Raw genomic sequence first — 17760 nt, 5'->3', positions numbered from 1 at the left:
CCGCTGGGGCGGCCGGTCGAGGGCGGTCAGAGTCCGGCTGTGGCGATGAATTCCTTGGCGACGTCGGCGGGGTTGGCCTTGTCCACTTCGAGCCGCTTGTTGAGCTCGGTGAGCTTCTCGGTGGTCAGGGCTTTGGAGACCTTGTTGACGACCTCGACCTGCGGCGGGGTCAGCTTGGCCTTGCCCGCGAGGGGGACGACGTTCTGCGCCGGGAACATGTTCTTCGGGTCGTCGAGCTTCACCAGGTTGTTGGTGGTGATCTGCGACGAGGTGGTGAACAGGTTCGCGGCCTGGATCTCGCCCGAGGTCAGGGCGTTGACGGTGATCGTGCCGGCTTCGACGCTGCGGATCTCCTTGAAGGTGCAGCCGTAGTCCTGGGCGATCTTGGCTTCCCACCGCGACTTCCACTCGGCGGGGGCGCCGAGGACGATGTCGCGGCAGCGCGGTCCGAGGTCGGCCATCGAGCGCAGGCCGGTGTCAGCCGTGGCCTTGGTGACGGCGAGGACGTCGGAGTCCTCGGCCGGGGACTGGTCGAGGAGTTCCATGTCGGTGCCGACCTTGCCGCGCAGCTGGTCGTAGACCTGCTGCGATTCCGTGGCGCTGGAGGCCGGGTCGAGGAATTCCAGCAGGTTGCCGGTGTACTCGGGCACGAGCGTGAGTTCACCGTTGCGGACGGCGTTGACGTAGAACTCGCGGGCGCCGATGCGGGGTCTCGTCTGCACGTCGGCCCCGGTGGTCTTGAGCGCCTCGGCGTAGACGTGCATCAGCAGCTCGCTCTCGGCGAAGTCCGCCGAGCCGATCACCACTTGGCCAGTCTGGGCCTTGTTGGCTTCGAGCGGGTCTTGCGAGCCGCAGCCGGTCAGCACCAGTGCTGCGGCGGCCAGCGCCAGCAGTCGTTTCATCGATCATTACCTCCTCGTCGGGCGGCCAGGACGAGACCGCGCGGCACCACCAACCGGGTCACACCGGCCAACGCCAGATCGAGCAGGACCGCCAGGGCTGCGATGACGATCGCTGCCGAGGCCATCTGCGCGTAGTCGCTGATCTTCAGGCCGTCGAGCAGGATTCGCCCGAGCCCGCCCAGGCCGACGTAAGCGGCGACGGCGGCGGTGGCCACGACCTGCAACATCGCGCTGCGAATGCCGCCGAGCACCAGCGGGAGCGCGGTAGGCAGCTCGACCTGCCAGAGCACCTGGATCGGCCGCATGCCCATTCCCCTGGCCGCGTCGACGGCGTCGGCGGGCGCGTTGCGCACGCCCGCGTAGGCGCCGGAGAGGATCGCCGGGATCGCGAGGATCACCAGGCCGGCGAGCGCGGGTGTGACTCCGAGGCCGAAGCCCAGCACGAGCAGCGTGACCACGCCGAGGGTGGGCAGGGCTCGCATCGCGTTGCTGAATCCCACCACCAGCACCGAACCCCGGCCGGTGTGTCCGATGTAGACGCCGAGCGGGACGGCGACGAGCGCGGCGACGAGGACCGAGAGCACGCAGTAGTAGAGGTGCAGCAGCGTCTGCGCGGGGATCCCGCCGGGTCCGCTCCAGTGCGCGGGGTCGCCGAGCCACGCGATCAGTTCGCCGATCATCGCCGCGCCCACGGGGTCGCGAGCCGCCACAGCAGCACCAGCAACAGGTCCACCACCAGTGCGAGCAGCAGCGTCAGCACGATGCCGATGATGATCTGCTGCGGGTAGTCGCGTTGGAAGCCGTCGGTGAACAGCCTGCCCAGCCCACCGATTCCGACCAGGGCTCCCACGCTGACCAGGCTGATGTTGCTCACCGATGCCACTCGCACGGCGGCGGCCAGCACCGGCACCGCCAGGGGGAGTTCGACGGCGAACAGCCGTCGGCCCGGCCGGTATCCGATGGCGGTGGCGGCGGCGACGATGTGGCCGGGCACGGACTCCAGCGCGTCGCGGACCGGTCGCACCAGCAGTGCCGCCGTGTAGAGGGTCAGGGCGATGATGACGTTGAGCGGCGACAGGAGCGGGGTTCCCATCAGGCCGGGCAGGATCACGAACAGCGCCAGGGAAGGAATGGTGTAGAAGACGTTCGCGGTGTTCTGCAGGGCACCGCGCAACCAGCGGACGCGTTGTGCGAGGCGTCCCAGCGGGAGTGCCAGCAGGACGCCGAGCAGCAGCGGGAGCAACGACAGGTAGAGGTGTTCGGCGAGCTGGGTGACCACCAGTTCGCGGTTGCTCGGGGAGTCGAAGAAGTCGATCACGTCGCCGCCCGGTGCTCGTCCAGCAGCGACAGCACTTCGTCGGCGGTGACGACGCCGACCGCGCCGCCGTCGGCGTTGACGACGACGCCCAGCCCGGACGGTGCGGACAGGGCGGCGTCCAGAGCGCCACGGAGGTTCCCGTGCTCGACGTGCAGCGAGCCGCCGGCCACGAGGGTGTGCTCGGCGAGGTCGCCGTCGGAGTCGGTGCCCGGGGGCAGCCAGCCGCGTGGACGGTCACCTTCATCCACCGCCAAACGCCACTGGTCGGTGGAGGGGACCTTTTCTCCCAGCCGGACCGTCGGGACGGGTTTCGGCCGCAGGCGCGCGGAGTCCACGAAGGACAGCCGGCGGTAGCCGCGGTCGCGGCCGACGAAGGAGGTCACGAAGTCGTCTGCCGGTGAGGTCAGCAGGTCGTCGGGCTGCGCGTACTGGGCGAGGTGTCCGCCTTGGCGCAGGACGGCGACCTTCTCGCCGAGCTTGATGGCCTCGTCGATGTCGTGGGTGACGAACAGGACGGTCTTGTCCAGCTCGTCCTGCAGGCGCAGCAGCTCGTCCTGGAGTCCTTCGCGGACGACCGGATCGACGGCGCTGAAGGGCTCGTCCATCAGCAGCACGGGCGGGTCGGCGGCCAGCGCTCGGGCCACTCCGACTCGTTGCTGCTGACCGCCGGAGAGCTGTGCCGGGTACCGGTTTCCCAGGTCGGCGGGAAGGCCGACGAGGTCCAGCAGCGTGCGGGAGTGCTCGCGCGCGGCGCGGCGGGTCTTGCCGGCCAGCATCGGGACGGTGGCGATGTTGTCCAGCACGGTTCGGTGCGGGAACAGTCCTGCCTGCTGGATGACGTAGCCGATGTTGCGGCGCAGCTGCGCCGGGTCGCGGTCGCGCACGTCGGTGCCGTCAACGGAGACGGTGCCCGAGGAGGGGTCGATCATGCGGTTGACCATCCGCATGAGGGTGGTCTTGCCGCAGCCGGAAGGCCCGACCAGCACGGTGATGGTTCCCGTCTCGACGGACAGGCTGAGTTCCTCCACGGCGACGGTGCCGTTCGGGTACTGCTTGCGGACGGACTGGAACTCGATCAAGCGAGCCCCCTCTCGCGTGGATCCCCCAAACCCGGCCGACCCTAGCCGGACGATTCCCTTCCCGCGATCGACTGAGATCGATGCGTGATCTGCTCCCATCATGCGGGAAACCGCAGGGCGTTGAACCCTCGACGGTGACACGAACGCGACCGTCGACGGTTTCTCGCACCGATTAAGCTGTGCAATCCCATGGACAACGCCCAGCCACCCACTCCGATCGAAGCCGTTCGAGCGCTCCACGCCGAGTACGGCCTCCTCGGCCACCACGTGCGCCGCGTGCTGGCCGAACTCACCTCAGGCCCGCGCTCGTTGGACGAGCTGATCAGGCGAACCGGGGTGTCGCGCCGGACGGTCGAGCAGGTGCTCACCGCGGTCGGTGATGACCTCGACGAGGGCGGCGATGTCCACCGCATCAAGGACTCCCTGCTCCCGCTCTACCGGCAGGAGTGGTCCCTCGACACCGCGTCCGCAGTGGACACCGAGGCCGGGCTCGACGCCGGGGCGTTGCAGGCGATGCGCGGTTTCGTGACCTCGGGGCCTCGCCCGGAGGCGGCGCTGGACCACGTCACCGCCACTCCGGAGACCGCGCTGCGCCGCGCGATGTGGTTGCGCGACAACTACGACCTCGACGGCAAGAAGGTCCTGTGCCTGGGTGATCACGACCTGACGTCGTTGGCGCTGGCGCTGGTGGTGCCGTCGGCGCAGGTGCGCGTCGTGGACCTGGACGAGCGCATCCTCCGCCACATCGACGCCGTGGCCGCCGAGCGCGGGTTCAGCATCGGCACAACGCACGCCGACCTGCGCTTCGGGTTGCCGCCGGCGGTGGAGGGCTGGGCTGACGCGGTGTTCACCGACCCGCCCTACACGCCGGAGGGCATCGGCCTGTTCTCCACGCGGGCCGCGGAATGCCTGGCGCCGGGTCACAGCCGGATGTTCCTGGCCTACGGCTACAGCCCGCGCACCCCGGCTCTGGGGTTGAAGGTCCAGCAGGAGCTGCTGCGACTGGGTTTCGTGTTCGAAGCGATCCTCCCGCAGTTCAACCGCTACTTCGGCGCGCAGGCCATCGGCAGCGCGAGCGACCTGTACGTGTGCCAGCCGACCTCGCACACCCGCAAGCTGGCGCTCCGCCAGGACCAGGCGATCTACACGCACGGCCCGCAGTCGGTGGAGGCTTCGGGTGAGGTTCCGGCGGCCTTGCCGGAGGCGGCTGCCGAGCGGCTCGGCGCACCGGTCGCCGAGTTGCGCCGGGCGGGCTGGACCCGTCCGGTGCGCGAGAGCGCCCCGGTGGCTTTCGACCTCCGCGCGGATCCGGGGCCGTGGCTGCTGCGGATGCTGTTGGCGTGCAGCGCGCAGAAGGTGGCCTTCGTGGTGTCCAACAACCACCCGGACATCACCAGCGAACGCGCCCAGTCCGAGCTGCGCGATCTGGTCGCGGCCAAGTACCGGTTGAAACTGCACCGCAGCACCCCGGACGGCAAGCACGCGGTCGTGGTCGCCGAACGCGCGGGAACCGAGTCGGCAGCCGATTTCGTGCTGCAGCGCGCTCACGGCAAGCTGGGCAACATCTGGCGGGAAGCTCTCATCGCGCAGAGCGAGGACCTCACCAAGCGCCAGGCGCGGGAGGAGGTCGCCGAACTCGCACCGCACCCCGACGACCTGGAGTTGCGGCTGATCGACCTGCCGCGTCACCGGATCGCCGACGTGCTGCGGGCGATCACGGCACGGTGAGGGGCCCGTTCGCCAGCATTTCGCGGAACTTCGGCGCGGGCACGGCGCCGGAGAACAACCAGCCCTGGTAGGACTCGACGCCGACGCCGCGGAGCAGCCGGAACTGGGTGGCGTCCTCGACGCCTTCGGCAACGCACTGCCGGTCCATCGCGTAGGCCATGTCGACGACGGCGCGAGCGACCGCGAAGTCCGACGCGTCGCCGCCCACTCCGGCGACGAACCGCCGGTCGACCTTGATGATCTGCGCGGGCAGGTCCTTGAGCCGGGCCAGCGACGAGTAGCCGGTACCGAAGTCGTCGACGGCGAACCGCACGCCGCGGGAGACGAGTTCGCCCATCTCGTGCCGGGTGCGGGAGGGCAGGTCGACCAACGAGGTCTCCACCAGCTCCAGGATCACCCGGTCCCACGAGATGCCGGTTTCGGCGACGATGTCGGCGACGGAGTCCACGAAGTCGGGGCCGCCGGGAACCAGGCCGGCGAGGTTCACGGCGATGCTGACGGGGCGTCCGTTGCGGACCGGCCAGGACGTCGCTTCGCGCAGCGCGGTGCGCAGGACCCAGCGGTCGAGTTCGCGCAGGAGGTCCCCTTGTTCGGCCACCGGGAGGAACGCGTCGGGGGACAGCATCCCGCGTTCCGGGTGCGGCCAGCGGATCAACGCCTCGGCGCTGACGACGGTGCCTTCCGCGTCGACGACCGGCTGGTAGTGCAGGGCGAGTCCGTCGTTGCTGAGCGCTTCGCGGAGCTGGCCTTCCAGGTGCAGCTGGCGGTCGGCGGCGGCCATCAGGGCCGGGCTGGCCAGTGAGACCTTGCCGGTACCGCGCCGCTTGGCTTCGAACATGGCCGCGTCGGCGAAGCGCAGCAGGTCTTCGCCGCCCGAGCTGGAACCGTTGGGCACGGCCGCGCCGATCGACGAGGAGACCCGGACCAGCTGGCCGTGCACGGGTACGGCGGTGCGCAGCAGGGCCGAGACGCGGGTGGCGAGCTGGTCGACTCCGCCGCTGGCCTCGACGTCGGAGCAGATGATGACGAACTCGTCGCCGGAGAGCCGTGCCGCGGTGCACTCCACGGGAAGGCCGCCTTCGAGGCGCCGCGCCAGGGCCACCAGCAGTTCGTCGCCCGCGTCGTGCCCGAGCGAGTCGTTGACCCGCTTGAAGTTGTCGATGTCGCAGAACAGCACGGCGATGCCGCGCGAGTCGGCCCGGCCCAGCAGCCTGCCGAGCAGCTCCTTGACGGCGGTGCGGTTGGGCAGACCGGTCAGGTCGTCGTGGTTGGCCTGGTAGCGCAGGGCTTCCGCGGCGCGTCGGCGTTCGGTGATGTCCTGGAACACCACGAGCCAGAACTCGGTTCCGTCGTCCTGCACCGAGGTGGAGGTGTGCAGTTCGCAGTAGACGGGTTCGCCGTCGGCGCGCACCATGACGCGCTGGGGGGCGCGGCGGCGGATCCCGGCGTGCTCGTCGGGTGCGGGCAGGCTCGGGTCCGCTTCTTCGGGGTGGGTGATGTCGCGGATGCTGAGCCCGCGCATCTGGTCGAGCCGGTATCCGAGCAGGTCGCAGAGGGCTTCGTTGGCGTTGACGATGCGTTCGGAGTGGTCGAACAGCCCGATGCCGACCGGGGTGATGTTGACCAGGTCGGAGAAGCGCTGGCTGGAGCGTTCCATGCGGGTGACGACGGCCCGCTGCTCGGTGACGTCCTGCACGGTGCCGACGAAGAGGTCCCTGCCGTCGGCGTCGACGATCTTGGTGCCGTGGATCCGCAGGATGCGCGTGGAGTCGTTGCGCAGGTAGCGGTGCTCGATCTCGACGGGCGCGCCGCGTTCGACCAGCGGCCGCCACGCTTGGCGGACCCACTTGCGGTCGTCGGGGTGGACGTGGTCGAGGTAGCGGTCGAAGGTGCCGGTGGTGGTGATGGGCTGGCCGAGGATCTCGTAGAGCATGCTCGACAGCCGCATGACGTTGGTGCGCGGATCGACTTCCCAGGTGCCGAGCCGGGCGATGCGTTGCGCGTCCTGCAGCCGCCGGCGCTCGTCGCGCAGCTGGCGTTCGAGCGCTCGGTGTTCGGTGACGTCCTGCACGGTGCCCTGGACTCGCACGATCTGGCCTGCGCGGTCGTACTCGGCGCGTCCGGTGCACAGGAAGACGCGGGTGCCGTGGAGGTTGCGCAGTTCGGCTTCGAGCAGTTCGCCCTCGGCGGCGGTGAGCACGTCGGCGTAGAACTGCGCGGCGCGTTCGCGGTCGTCGGGGTGGGTGGTGGAGATCATCGCCGTGACGTCGTCGGCGTGTTCGGCTCCGCCGGCTCCGAGGAAGTCGGCGAGCAGCGGGCTGCGGTAGATCTCGCCGGTGTCGGGGTAGAACACCCAACTGGCGACCTTGGCGAGGCTCTGGGCGTCGATGAGCCAGTAGCGCTCTTCGGAGTCGCGCGGCCCGACCTCGGTGCCGGGTTTGTCCTCGGCGAGGTCGGAGACGTCGACGAGGAGGGTGACCTGCAGCGTCGTGTCGTCGGGGTGCGGCCAGGTCTGGAGTCTCACGGGGACGCGTCGCTGCGGCCCGCGCAGCCAGGTCTCGCGGCCTTCGCGGTCGAGGAGGTCGACGAGCTGGTTGCCGACGAGGGAGCTCGGGTCGGCGTGGCCGGCCAGCTTGGCGGCCTGCTCAGTGGCGGCGACGACCTGGCCGTCCGGGCCGCTCAGCAGTGCGGGGGCGTCCGGAAGCGCTGCTTTCGCGACCTGCGCGCGCGCTGGGGTGCCGGCCAGGCCGAGACTGGTCGGCTCGCTCCGCTCGGTCAACTGCACCCCTCCCGCGTTGCAGCCGCAACGGCCGCCCATTACGGCCCCGATGACGAACCACCTAGTGATGCACACCACAACGGGTTGTGGTGCTGACCCTACCGTTCTGGGCACGGTCGGTATCGCCATGGTGCCGGGCCCCGAGGCCGGTTCCCTGAAGAGGTGACAGCCTTCGCCCGACAAGATGACGCCAACTATCGAAATCTTCGTGAAGTCGATTTCCGGATGTCACCTACGAGTGGGGCCGGGAGAGCCCCTGAGGACTCTCCCGGCCCCACTCGACGCCGGTGTAGAACCTACCGCCGACCCACCGGCCCGCGACAGGGTTCGTTGATCACGCGGTGGCCACACCTTCAGCACGAGCGGCCTTCGACACCGCCGCGCTGACCTCGGGGGCGACCCGCGGATCCAGCGGCGAGGGGACGATGTAGTCCGCGCTGAGGTCGTCGGCGGCCACGGCCGCGATGGCCTCGGCAGCGGCGACCTTCATGCCGTCGGTGATGCGCCGCGCGCCCGCGTCCAGCGCTCCCTTGAAGATGCCGGGGAACGCGAGCACGTTGTTGATCTGGTTCGGGAAGTCGCTGCGGCCGGTGGCGACCACCGACGCGTACTTGCCCGCGACGTCGGGGTGGATCTCCGGGTCGGGGTTCGACAGCGCGAACACGATGCAGTCCTTGGCCATCAGGGCCACGTGCTCTTCGGGGACCTGCCCCATGGAGACGCCGATGAACACGTCCGCGCCGCGCATCGCCTCGGCGGGACCGCCGGAGATGCCGCGCGGGTTGGTGAACTCGGTGAGCTCCTGCTTGATCGGGGTGAGCCCGTCGCGGTCGGCGCTGATCACGCCGCGCGAGTCGAGCACGATGATCTCGCCGACGCCCGCGGTGTGCAGGATCTTCGCGCAGGCGACGCCCGCGGCACCCGCGCCGGAGATGACCACGCGCAGCGACTCCAGCTCACGTCCGGCGACGCGGGCGGCGTTGCGCAGCGCGGCCAGCGCCACGACGGCGGTGCCGTGCTGGTCGTCGTGCATGACCGGGCAGTCCAGCGCCTCGGTGACCCGGCGCTCCAGCTCGAAGCAGCGCGGCGCGGAGATGTCCTCCAGGTTCACCGCACCGAACGAGGGGCGCAGCCGGACCAGCGTTTCCACGATCTCGTCGACGTCCTTGGTGTCCAGGACCAGCGGGATCGAGTCGAGCCCGGCGAAGGTCTTGAACAGGGCGGACTTGCCCTCCATGACCGGCAGCGATGCCTTCGGGCCGATGTCACCCAGACCGAGAACCGCGGATCCATCGCTGACCACGGCCACCAGGCGCTGAGTCCAGGTGTAGCGATCAGCCAAGGACGGATCGCTGGCGATCGCCCGGCTGACCTGCGCCACCCCGGGGGTGTACGCGATCGACAGGTCGCGCGCGCTGTCGAGCGGGGCGGTCACCGCAGCGGTGAGCTTGCCCCCTTCGTGCGCGGCGAAGATCTCTTCGTGGGTCAGCTCGGCACCGATTCCATTGGCGGTGCCCTCGTTGATGGTGGTCACGGCGTCCCTCCTATTGCCATGCCTGCGGCCCGAGCACTATCGAGCCGGGCGGATGCGACCTAGAGCGGTCGCTGTCAACGCCGACTTCCCGGGCGTACCGGAGAAGAAGGCGTCTATCGAAATACCGATACCGACCATCCTGTTCGGACAGCGGCTCGGCGGACGCTGCGGTGCGGTTAGTCTGCCAGCCCTTTGAAGCAATGTCAGCGACAGGGATCACACGTCTCACCAGCAAAAAGGCGAGAATTTTACGAATTGGGACAGTACGCCCGTCATATTTTCCGAAGGCGAGATGCAGTACGCGCATCCTGTTTGCATTTCGCAGTTATGCGGTACGAGTGTCCGGTATTGCCATCTGAATCGAAACTGTTTGGAAAATGCGTGTGCCGACCTCTGGTTTTCCGCGATGCGATCGAGCAGGGGAACCTTCCTGTCCACGCCGCCCCACCGAACCGGCCCCGATCACGCCTCCTAGGCTCGGCACTCGTGCAGGTACGTCGACTTGAGATCACCGGGGCGTTCGAATTCACCCCAAAGGCTTTCCCCGACAACCGCGGTCTGTTCGTGGCCCCGTTCCAGGAGAAGGCGTTCACCGAAGCCACCGGCCACCCGATGACCCTGGCCCAGACCAACCACAGCGTCTCGGCCCGCGACGTCATCCGCGGCGTGCACTTCGCCGACACCCCGCCCGGCCAGGCCAAGTACGTCTACTGCCCGCAGGGCGCGCTGCTGGACGTGGTCGTCGACATCCGCGTCGGCTCCCCCACCTTCGGCCAATGGGAGGCGATCCGCCTCGACTCGACCGAGTACCGCGCCCTCTACGTCGCCGAAGGACTCGGGCACGCGTTCCTGGCCCTCACCGACAACACCGTGATGACCTACCTGTGCTCCACCGGCTACAACCCCTCCGGCGAGCACGGCATCAACCCGATGGACCCGGACCTCGGCCTGCCCTGGGAGAGCGAGCTCAGCGGTCCGGCGATCCTGTCCGAAAAGGACCGCGAAGCCCCGACTCTCGCCGAAGCCGCCGAGAACGGCCTGCTCCCCGACTTCCACGCCTGCCTCGCGCACTACGAGTCGCTGCGCACCGAGCGGTGAGGACGGGAACCTTCCTGTCACGCCGAACGGGATGGCAGGAAGGTTCCCCTCCTCAGCGCACGCGGCCGGGCGATGGCCACAACCGCCACCGCACCACGCCCAGCACCTGCGCGGGGCCGAGGTCGCGGGAGTCCGTCGAACCGAAACCGTTGTCGCCCTCCACGTGCCAGCCGCCGGCCTCGCGGCGCACTGCCCGCTTGACCGAGAGCTGTTGGGGACGTTGTTCCCACCGCACCAGCACGACATCACCCGCACGAGCAAGATCACCTGTCCGGAACACCACGACGTCCTGGTCCCGAAGTGTGGGAACCATCGACGGTCCGCGCACCCGCAACCTGCGCATCGGCCACCGTCCGAGCGATTTCACCGGCACCTCCAGTAGGACGACGAGGATCTTCAAGAGTAGGGTCGGCCTCGTCGGAGCACTCACTTGTCAGGGAGGAATCATGCGACTCCTGTCGCGCATCCTCAGCCCCCGCCTGGAGGCGACCGCGCACTGCGACCTGCCGTGCGGCGTTTACGACCCCGCGCAGGCGCGGATCGAAGCGGAGTCGGTCAAGGCGATCCAGGAGAAGTACCAGGGCAACGAGGACCCGGAGTTCCGCACTCGCGCGATTCTGATCGCCGAGCAGCGCTCCGAGTTGGTCAAGCACCACCTGTGGGTGCTGTGGACCGACTACTTCAAGCCGCCGCACTTCGAGAAGTACCCGCAGCTGCACGAGCTGGTCAACAAGGCCACCAAGGCCGCGGGCGCGACGGGCACCAAGGGTTCGATGGACCCGGCCAAGGGCCAGGAGCTGCTGGACTACATCGCCGAGATCGACAAGATCTTCTGGGAGACCAAGAAGGGCTGATCTCCAGCGACCTTCGAGAACGCCGGCCAGCGGAAACGCTGGTCGGCGTTTTCTTTTTCGCACCCTCGCCCCGAGAGCGCAGGTGGCAGAAAGGTTCCCATGCTCTCGTCGGCGCGAGCTGCGCGAAAGGTTCCCACGCTCACACCGCAGTGCGCGAAAGGTTCCCGTGCTCACGGTCGCAGTGCGCGAAAGGTTCCCACGCTTCCGCCTGTGACGATCATGCGAGGCCTTCTCGGCAGCCATAGGCTGGCCCGCACGAACACCGACGTCTCGCGGAGTTGGGGAGCGCTCATGACCACCGCATGCCGAGAGCACACGGGCCACGACCACGCGCACGGGCCCGGCTGCGGGCACGTCGCCGTACCGCACGGCGACCACGTCGACTACGCCCACGACGGTCACCTGCACGCCGCGCACGGGGAGCACTACGACGAGTGCGAGGTCGGCGGGCATCAGGAGCACGGGTCCCACGACCACGTGCACGGCGAGAACTGCGGGCACGTCGCGGTTCCGCACGGCGATCACGTCGACTACGTCCACGACGGGCACCGCCACGCCGCCCACGGGGAGCACTACGACGAGCACTGACCGATGTGGACGACGTGACGTGAGTGACCTCGTTCTGCGGAAGCGCCGCGGATCCGTACGCTGCGATCCGTGGAACAGCGCGTCTACATCCTCCGGCACGGCACCACGGAGTGGTCCCTGACCGGTCAGCACACCAGTCGCACCGACATCCCCCTCACCGTCGAAGGCGAGCTGCGGGCACGTCAGGCAGGGCAAACCCTGACCGCCTTGCGTCCCGCCGGTCCCGTCACGGTGCTGTGCAGCCCGCGGAAGCGGGCGCAGCGCACCGCGGACCTCGCCGGGCTCGCCGACGTGATGACCGAACCGCTGCTGGTGGAGTGGGATTACGGCGACTACGAGGGTCTGACCACCGATCAGATCCGCGAGACCGTTCCGGACTGGACGGTGTGGAGTCACCCCTGCCCCGGCGGTGAAACCGCCTCCAACATCGCCACCCGCGCCGACGACCTGCTGGCGCGCGTGCGCGGGGCCGACACCGACGTGGTGCTCGTCGGGCACGGCCACTTCAGCCGGTGCCTGATCGCCCGCTGGCTGAACCTGCCCATCGCCTCCGGGGTCCACTTCGCCCTGGACGCCGCCGGGATCACCGTTCTCGGCCACGACCGGGGCGTTCCGCAGATCCAGCGGTCCAACATCCCCGCCTGGCAGCAGGGCTGAGCACCTTCCCCGCCGCACCACCGCGCAGAATGAGCCTGGAAGCACCAGGTTCGGTCGGCAGTGGAGGACGGGATGATCCGGCGGGCTCGCGAGGACGACGTGGCGGCGATGGTGGAGCTGGTGCACGAGCTCGCCAGGTACGAGGAGGAGCCCGATTCCTGCCACCTGACCGAGGAGCAGCTGCGGACGGCGCTGTTCGGGCCCGACCCCGCCCTGTTCGGGCACGTGGCCGAAGTGGACGGTGCTGTCGTCGGTTTGACCCTCTGGTTCCTGAACTTCTCCACCTGGGAAGGCGTCCACGGGATCTACCTGGAGGATCTCTACGTGCGGCCGGAGCACCGGGGTTCGGGCTTGGGCAAGCGGCTGCTGCGGACGCTGGCGAGCGAGTGCGTCGAGCGCGGCTACGCGCGGCTGGAGTGGTCGGTGCTGGACTGGAACGAGCCCTCGATCGCCTTCTACAAGGCCCAGGGCGCCTTCCCGATGGACGGTTGGAGCGTCTACCGGCTCACCGGGGACGCCCTGCGCTCCTTCGGGGGCTGACCGATCAGTCCTCGCGGGCGTCGGGGGCCATCGAGGCGTGGAACGACCACTCCCGGCCCTCGCGGTTGAACAGGAACCACAGCACCGCCACGGCGGGCACCGCGATGATCAGGCCGATCAACGGCCGCCCGGACGGGCCGGTCGCGTACCAGGCGGTGCCGAGCAGCAGCAGCTGCAGCAGCAGGGCGGGCGTGCGGGCCCAGTGCTTGCCCTTGATCAGGCCGATGCCCGCGGCGAGCACACCGGAGGCCAGCAGCGCGTAGTAGCCGGCCTCGCCCCACGTCTCGCCGCGTTCGAGCTGACCGACTCCGCCGAGGTCGTTGGAGGCGCTGCGGACCAGCAGCGCCACGACGAACACCAGGGCTGCCACCGCCTGAAGGGTGGTCAGCACGCCGGCGACGCGCACCGTGCGGGGAACGGTCTCGGTAGACAAGGCGCCCTCTCCTCGAACGGGGCCACACGACCCCGCCAGTGACTCTGCGTGTGCACTTTCGATGGTAATACCGCCCGATCGCCGCATAGCTGCCGCAGGCCCCGAGACGACATGATCGACTCATGGCTGAAGCGGCGTTCGCGGATATCGGGGTGTCCGTCGATCTCGCCGCGTGCACGTCGGCAGCCGGTGCACAACAGTCGGGTGCGTTCCGGGGTTACGCATCCGGTTGTCACCGGAAACCGGTGGTCAGCGGCATGGCGCATCCGCTCCTGGTGCGTTCCGTCGCCGCGTCCGCCCGTGCCGCGCACCTCGGCCCGTCCCGGTCCGCATCGGACTCGGAGGTGACCGGACAGCCCAGTTGAGACTTCGCGGCACGCGCAACCGGGCCCCGCGCCCGACGGACACGAAACCGTCTCGCTTAGGCTTCGGTTGTGCGCGCCGTTCTCGTCGTCAACCCGCAGGCGACCTCCACCACAGCCAGTGGCCGCGATGTGCTCGCCGCCGCCCTGGCCAGTGTGCTGAAGCTGGACGTCGTGGAGACGCGGCACTTCGGACACGCCTCGGAGGCCGCGAGGGACGCCGTGCGGGACGGTGCCGACCTGGTCATCGCGCACGGTGGCGACGGCACGGTCAACGAGGTGGTCAACGGCATGTTCGAGGTCGCCGAGCCCGGCGATCCCTCGATGCCGACGCTGGGCGTGGTGCCGGGTGGTTCGGCGAACGTCTTCGCCCGCGCGCTCGGGGTCCCCAAGGACCCCGTCGACGCCACGCACCACCTGATGCGCGCGCTGGCCGATCGCAGCACGCGCCAGGTCGGGTTGGGCAAGGCCGACGAGAGGTGGTTCACCTTCAACGCCGGCATCGGCTGGGACGCCGAGGTCGTCGCCGAGATGGAGCGCCAGCGGTCGCGCGGCCGCGAAGCCACCCCCGCCCTGTATGCCCGGATTGCCCTGGCCTGCTACGTTCGGATGGCCCGTGGGGAACCGAAGCTGAGCTTGCAAATCGGTGACGATCACCCGAGTGAGCTACTACACAGTGTGTTTGTCTCCAACACCGACCCGTGGACCTACCTGGGTTCGACGCCGGTCCGCATGAGCCCCGAGACCAGCTTCGACAATGGTCTCGGCGTGTTCGCGCTGAAGAGGATGACTGCCTACCCTGTGTTGCGACACGTAGCGGAGATGCTGCGCGGTAGAGGGAAACCACACGGAAGAAATTCAATTCAGGCTGCGGATGTGCCCCAACTACGCGTAACCTGTACGGAGCCGTTGCGCCTGCAGGTGGACGGCGATTGCCTGGGTGAGCGATCGGCGATCGAGTTCTCCTCAGTCCCGAACGCTCTCCGCGTCGCTGTATAACCTTCTGGTCACGGATGGACGTCGCTGCCGACTCATGACCCCCGTCTGAGTCCGGGAGCACACCGAAACCCCTGGTCAAGTCTCGTCGATCTTTCAGGTGAGTTCGCTCACCGCCCGAGATCGACCTCTTGACATCGCGGCAGTTCGTGAAAGCATTCACAAGCACACGGACTCCGTGAAAGCATTCACAAACACCCCGAACGAACTATCGGCGCGCATGGGCGCGCCTAGCGAGGAGCAAGGAACAATGGACTGGCGCCACGATGCGGTTTGCCGTGACGAGGACCCGGAGCTGTTCTTCCCGGTTGGGAACAGCGGTCCTGCTGTGCTGCAGATCGCCGAGGCGAAGGCCGTATGCCGCCGTTGTCCGGTTGCCTCTCAGTGCCTGGCGTGGGCACTCGAGAGCGGCCAGGACGCCGGTGTCTGGGGCGGCATGAGCGAAGACGAGCGGCGTGCCCTCAAGCGGCGCAACGCTCGCACCCGGGCGCGCACCAACGCCTGAGTAGCAGCTCGCTGAGACGTGGCCGGTCGGTCGCACCCCCGGTGACCGACCGCCCGTCTCGCCCCGGCCGCACACGGCCTCGCACCGCAAGAACTGACCCGACCCCGACTAGCAGCTCCGGCCGATCAGCGTCGATGTCGGTCCCGCACGTTCCAGCCGATCTCCCCATCACCACGGGGTAGCCGGAACCGGGGAAACCGACCCGATCGGCCCGACGTCCCCGGCGCGTGGGGATGTCACCCGAGTGATCGACGCACCAGCGTGGCGCCCAATATACGGGCCGTCATCGTCGGTACTTCAGAGGCACCCGCAAAACCGCCTCGGTACCACGTTGATGACCGCGGCCACGCAAGCTCAGAGACCCGCGGAGCTCAGACTCCACCAGGGTCCGCACGATCTGCAGGCCGAGACGTTCGGCGCGCTCGAGGGAGAATCCCTTCGGCAGGCCACGACCGTCATCCGAGATGACGACGTCGAGCCAGCGCGCCGAACGCTCCGCCTGCACGACCACTTCCCCGCCTTGGCCCTCCGGGAAGGCGTGCTCGAAAGCGTTCTGCACCAGCTCGGTCAGGACCATCACCAGCGGCGTGGCCAGTTCCGCCGACACCACACCGAACTTCCCGCCGCGGCTGACCTTCACCCCGGTCTCGGCGACGGCGACGTCGCTCATCATCGGGATCACGCGGTCCACCACGTCGTCGAGGTCGACCCGCTCGTCCACCGACATCGACAGCGTCTCGTGAACCAAGGCGATCGAGGTCACCCGCCGCACCGACTCGTCCAGCGCCAGCCGGGCCTCGTTGTTGCCGGTGCGCCGCGACTGCAACCGCAGCAGCGCCGCCACGGTCTGCAGGTTGTTCTTCACGCGGTGGTGGATCTCGCGGATCGTGGCGTCCTTGGACATCAACGCCCGGTCCCGCCGCTTGACCTCGGTGACGTCGCGGACCAGCACCAGCGCGCCGGCGGACTGGCCGCGCGGGCGCAGCGGCAGCGCGCGGAACAGCACCGTCGCACCGCGCGCCTCGGCTTCGATGCGCATGCTGGGCTCGCCGCCCATCGCCCGCCGGACCCGCTGCGAGACCTCGTCCGCGTCGAACGGGTCGTTGAGCAGCGACCGCGTCAGCGGCGCCAGCTGGGCGCCCACCAGGTCGGCCGCGTGGCCCATGCGGTGGTAGGCCGACAGCGCGTTGGGGCTGGCGAACACGACCGTTCCCGAGTTGTCCAGCCGGATCAGGCCGTCACCGACGCGCGGACTGGTGTGCACGTCGGGCGCCGGTTCCGGCGTGGGGAACGTGCCATCGGCGACCATCTGGCACAGGTCGGCGGCGCTGCCCAGGTAGGAGATCTCCAGCGGGCTGGGCACTCTCGGCACGGCGAGGTTCGTGTCGCGGCTGAGCACCGCCACGATCTCGTCGCCCAGCTTCACCGGGATCGTCTCGCGCCGCACCGGAACCCCCAGGTGCCAGCGCGGGTCCTCCTCGCGGCAGATGCGGCCCTCCAGGGCCGCCCGCCGGAGCTGCGGGTGGTCGTCCTGGGTGACCTCGGAGCCGACCACGTCCTCCGGGTGCGCGGTGGGCGCGGTGGTGGGACGGGCCTGCGCGACGCACAGGAAGCGGTCCTCGGGTGCCTCCGAGGGGCCGATCGGCACCCACATGATGAAATCCGCGAACGACAGGTCGCTCAGCAACTGCCACTCGGCGACCACCAGCTGCAGGTGGTCGGCGGCAGTGCCGGACAGTCCCGTGTGTTCGGCGAGAAGATCACTCAGCGTGGACAAGGCGGTCCTCCGGGTCGGCTGCTCGGATCGAAGCGGGTCGTCACTCGACGACAGCGATCAGATCGCCCTCCTGAACGACGTCACCCGGCTTGACAGCCATGGTGCTGATCTTGCCGGACACCTCGCTGAGCACCGGGATCTCCATGCTCATGGACTCCAGGAGCACCAGCGAGTCACCGTCGTGGACCGCGTCGCCCTCGGACATCGGCACCGCCATGACGTTGGCCACCATCTCGGCGCGGATCTCCTCGGCCATCTCTTCCTCCTCGTCGCGGCCGACTCCGGCCCCTGCTTAGGAAACCACGACCGCCACCACCCGCCGACGGCAGGTATCGGACATGGCAGACTGGAACCTCGAAATCCCAGCGGAGACCGGGTGTCAGTTGATCACTCGCGGTCACCGGGCTGGAGTGAAACTCGAACTTCGAGGGAGTCGCCTTATGGGCAAGCGCGCGCGCAAGAAGAAGGACCGGCGCAAGAACAAGGCCAACCACGGCAAGCGCCCCAACTCGTGATCGAGGCGGCAACCGCCGCACCCGAGAAGCGAAGGGCCCCGCGCCCCCCCGGCCGGGGGCCAACGCGGGAGCGGCGGCGCCACCGAAGGGGAGAG

20 protein-coding genes are annotated in these 17760 nt (G+C 69.0%); 10 read left to right on the top strand and 10 right to left on the bottom strand.

Going from position 1 to position 17760, the window contains the following annotated elements; all coding sequences use genetic code 11:
• Positions 1 to 26: 26 nt before the first annotated feature.
• The 4 genes from AB0J91_RS26450 to AB0J91_RS26435 are packed head-to-tail and all read right to left on the bottom strand — an operon-like array spanning position 27 to position 3299.
• Positions 27 to 902, bottom strand: a complete 876-nt coding sequence (locus AB0J91_RS26450) for an ABC transporter substrate-binding protein (protein ID WP_363873880.1) — start codon at positions 900 to 902, stop codon at positions 27 to 29.
• A complete protein-coding gene (locus AB0J91_RS26445; RefSeq protein WP_363873993.1) occupies positions 899 to 1582 on the bottom strand; it encodes an ABC transporter permease subunit in 684 nt (227 codons plus the stop codon). The genes AB0J91_RS26450 and AB0J91_RS26445 overlap by 4 nt, the downstream gene beginning before the upstream one ends.
• Positions 1579 to 2220, bottom strand: a complete 642-nt coding sequence (locus tag AB0J91_RS26440) for an ABC transporter permease subunit (RefSeq protein WP_363873877.1) — start codon at positions 2218 to 2220, stop codon at positions 1579 to 1581. Before AB0J91_RS26440 ends, AB0J91_RS26445 begins: the two co-directional genes overlap by 4 nt.
• Positions 2217 to 3299, bottom strand: coding sequence for an ATP-binding cassette domain-containing protein (locus tag AB0J91_RS26435; protein WP_363873874.1), 1083 nt, complete (start codon positions 3297 to 3299; stop codon positions 2217 to 2219). The genes AB0J91_RS26440 and AB0J91_RS26435 overlap by 4 nt, the downstream gene beginning before the upstream one ends.
• Before the next feature lie 189 nt (positions 3300 to 3488).
• Here AB0J91_RS26435 and AB0J91_RS26430 point away from each other — a divergent pair, with 189 nt between their 5' ends.
• Positions 3489 to 5027 (top strand): bis-aminopropyl spermidine synthase family protein, encoded by a 1539-nt coding sequence (locus AB0J91_RS26430; protein WP_363873871.1) that lies wholly within the window; start codon positions 3489 to 3491, stop codon positions 5025 to 5027.
• On the opposite strand, the gene AB0J91_RS26425 is transcribed toward AB0J91_RS26430, so the two are convergent.
• Both AB0J91_RS26425 and AB0J91_RS26420 read right to left on the bottom strand, forming a co-directional pair.
• Positions 5014 to 7806 carry an EAL domain-containing protein gene (locus AB0J91_RS26425; RefSeq protein WP_363873868.1) on the bottom strand — a complete coding sequence of 931 codons (2793 nt, stop codon included), beginning with the start codon at positions 7804 to 7806 and terminating at the stop codon, positions 5014 to 5016. The genes AB0J91_RS26430 and AB0J91_RS26425 overlap by 14 nt on opposite strands.
• A 334-nt stretch (positions 7807 to 8140) precedes the next feature.
• A complete protein-coding gene (locus tag AB0J91_RS26420; protein WP_363873865.1) occupies positions 8141 to 9340 on the bottom strand; it encodes an NADP-dependent malic enzyme in 1200 nt (399 codons plus the stop codon).
• Positions 9341 to 9826: 486 nt separating this feature from the next.
• Here AB0J91_RS26420 and AB0J91_RS26415 point away from each other — a divergent pair, with 486 nt between their 5' ends.
• Complete coding sequence (locus AB0J91_RS26415) at positions 9827 to 10438, top strand: dTDP-4-dehydrorhamnose 3,5-epimerase family protein (protein ID WP_363873862.1); 612 nt, start codon at positions 9827 to 9829, stop codon at positions 10436 to 10438.
• A gap of 52 nt (positions 10439 to 10490) precedes the next feature.
• Here AB0J91_RS26415 and AB0J91_RS26410 read toward each other — a convergent pair whose 3' ends face one another.
• Complete coding sequence (locus tag AB0J91_RS26410; protein ID WP_363873859.1) at positions 10491 to 10805, bottom strand: S26 family signal peptidase; 315 nt, start codon at positions 10803 to 10805, stop codon at positions 10491 to 10493.
• Between the two features lie 79 nt (positions 10806 to 10884).
• Here AB0J91_RS26410 and sodN point away from each other — a divergent pair, with 79 nt between their 5' ends.
• The 4 genes from sodN to AB0J91_RS26390 all read left to right on the top strand — a co-directional run bounded on the left by sodN (position 10885) and on the right by AB0J91_RS26390 (position 13077).
• On the top strand, positions 10885 to 11292 hold the full coding sequence (gene sodN, locus AB0J91_RS26405) for a superoxide dismutase, Ni (RefSeq protein WP_132619066.1): 408 nt from the start codon (positions 10885 to 10887) through the stop codon (positions 11290 to 11292).
• A gap of 291 nt (positions 11293 to 11583) precedes the next feature.
• A complete protein-coding gene (locus AB0J91_RS26400) occupies positions 11584 to 11880 on the top strand; it encodes a hypothetical protein (RefSeq protein ID WP_363873990.1) in 297 nt (98 codons plus the stop codon).
• A 69-nt stretch (positions 11881 to 11949) separates the two neighbouring features.
• Positions 11950 to 12537 (top strand): histidine phosphatase family protein, encoded by a 588-nt coding sequence (locus AB0J91_RS26395; protein ID WP_363873856.1) that lies wholly within the window; start codon positions 11950 to 11952, stop codon positions 12535 to 12537.
• Between the two features lie 72 nt (positions 12538 to 12609).
• The gene (locus tag AB0J91_RS26390; RefSeq protein WP_363873853.1) at positions 12610 to 13077 is read left to right on the top strand and encodes a GNAT family N-acetyltransferase; all 468 of its coding nucleotides are present in this window, start codon (positions 12610 to 12612) and stop codon (positions 13075 to 13077) included.
• Positions 13078 to 13081: 4 nt separating this feature from the next.
• Here the strand turns inward: AB0J91_RS26390 and AB0J91_RS26385 are convergent, their stop codons facing one another.
• The gene (locus AB0J91_RS26385; RefSeq protein ID WP_363873850.1) at positions 13082 to 13510 is read right to left on the bottom strand and encodes a hypothetical protein; all 429 of its coding nucleotides are present in this window, start codon (positions 13508 to 13510) and stop codon (positions 13082 to 13084) included.
• Between the two features lie 122 nt (positions 13511 to 13632).
• On the opposite strand from AB0J91_RS26385, the gene AB0J91_RS26380 reads away from it, so the two are divergent.
• From AB0J91_RS26380 to AB0J91_RS26370, 3 genes are all read left to right on the top strand, one after another.
• Positions 13633 to 13875: a hypothetical protein gene (locus tag AB0J91_RS26380; RefSeq protein WP_363873847.1), complete on the top strand. Its 243-nt coding sequence runs from the start codon at positions 13633 to 13635 to the stop codon at positions 13873 to 13875.
• Between the two features lie 69 nt (positions 13876 to 13944).
• The gene (locus AB0J91_RS26375) at positions 13945 to 14871 is read left to right on the top strand and encodes a diacylglycerol kinase family protein (protein ID WP_363873844.1); all 927 of its coding nucleotides are present in this window, start codon (positions 13945 to 13947) and stop codon (positions 14869 to 14871) included.
• 247 nt (positions 14872 to 15118) lie between these two features.
• On the top strand, positions 15119 to 15373 hold the full coding sequence (locus tag AB0J91_RS26370) for a WhiB family transcriptional regulator (RefSeq protein ID WP_093413759.1): 255 nt from the start codon (positions 15119 to 15121) through the stop codon (positions 15371 to 15373).
• Between the two features lie 283 nt (positions 15374 to 15656).
• Here the strand turns inward: AB0J91_RS26370 and AB0J91_RS26365 are convergent, their stop codons facing one another.
• Together AB0J91_RS26365 and AB0J91_RS26360 are read right to left on the bottom strand one after the other, a co-directional pair.
• Positions 15657 to 17150, bottom strand: coding sequence for a histidine kinase N-terminal domain-containing protein (locus AB0J91_RS26365; RefSeq protein WP_363789768.1), 1494 nt, complete (start codon positions 17148 to 17150; stop codon positions 15657 to 15659).
• A 40-nt stretch (positions 17151 to 17190) separates the two neighbouring features.
• Positions 17191 to 17406, bottom strand: coding sequence for a biotin/lipoyl-binding carrier protein (locus AB0J91_RS26360; protein WP_363789769.1), 216 nt, complete (start codon positions 17404 to 17406; stop codon positions 17191 to 17193).
• An 82-nt stretch (positions 17407 to 17488) separates the two neighbouring features.
• Here AB0J91_RS26360 and AB0J91_RS26355 point away from each other — a divergent pair, with 82 nt between their 5' ends.
• Entirely contained in the window at positions 17489 to 17665 is a 177-nt protein-coding gene (locus tag AB0J91_RS26355; RefSeq protein ID WP_165943688.1) for a hypothetical protein, read from the top strand.
• Positions 17666 to 17760: the final 95 nt, after the last annotated feature.

This window comes from Saccharopolyspora sp. NPDC049357 (assembly GCF_040677225.1).
In the GTDB taxonomy this organism is placed as follows: domain Bacteria; phylum Actinomycetota; class Actinomycetes; order Mycobacteriales; family Pseudonocardiaceae; genus Saccharopolyspora.
Note: the sequence above shows the minus strand (reverse complement) of the source record. Positions and strands in the feature narration are given on the sequence as shown.

Excerpts from the sequence above, each read along its gene's own strand:
- AB0J91_RS26450 (WP_363873880.1), bottom strand. The coding sequence starts at position 902 with ATGAAACGACTGCTGGCGCTGGCCGCCGCAGCACTGGTGCTGACCGGC.
- AB0J91_RS26445 (WP_363873993.1), bottom strand. The coding sequence starts at position 1,582 with ATGATCGGCGAACTGATCGCGTGGCTCGGCGACCCCGCGCACTGGAGC.
- AB0J91_RS26430 (WP_363873871.1), top strand. The coding sequence starts at position 3,489 with ATGGACAACGCCCAGCCACCCACTCCGATCGAAGCCGTTCGAGCGCTC.
- sodN (WP_132619066.1), top strand. The coding sequence starts at position 10,885 with ATGCGACTCCTGTCGCGCATCCTCAGCCCCCGCCTGGAGGCGACCGCG.
- AB0J91_RS26400 (WP_363873990.1), top strand. The coding sequence starts at position 11,584 with ATGACCACCGCATGCCGAGAGCACACGGGCCACGACCACGCGCACGGG.
- AB0J91_RS26390 (WP_363873853.1), top strand. The coding sequence starts at position 12,610 with ATGATCCGGCGGGCTCGCGAGGACGACGTGGCGGCGATGGTGGAGCTG.
- AB0J91_RS26380 (WP_363873847.1), top strand. The coding sequence starts at position 13,633 with ATGGCTGAAGCGGCGTTCGCGGATATCGGGGTGTCCGTCGATCTCGCC.
- AB0J91_RS26370 (WP_093413759.1), top strand. The coding sequence starts at position 15,119 with ATGGACTGGCGCCACGATGCGGTTTGCCGTGACGAGGACCCGGAGCTG.
- AB0J91_RS26360 (WP_363789769.1), bottom strand. The coding sequence starts at position 17,406 with ATGGCCGAGGAGATCCGCGCCGAGATGGTGGCCAACGTCATGGCGGTG.
- AB0J91_RS26355 (WP_165943688.1), top strand. The coding sequence starts at position 17,489 with ATGGCAGACTGGAACCTCGAAATCCCAGCGGAGACCGGGTGTCAGTTG.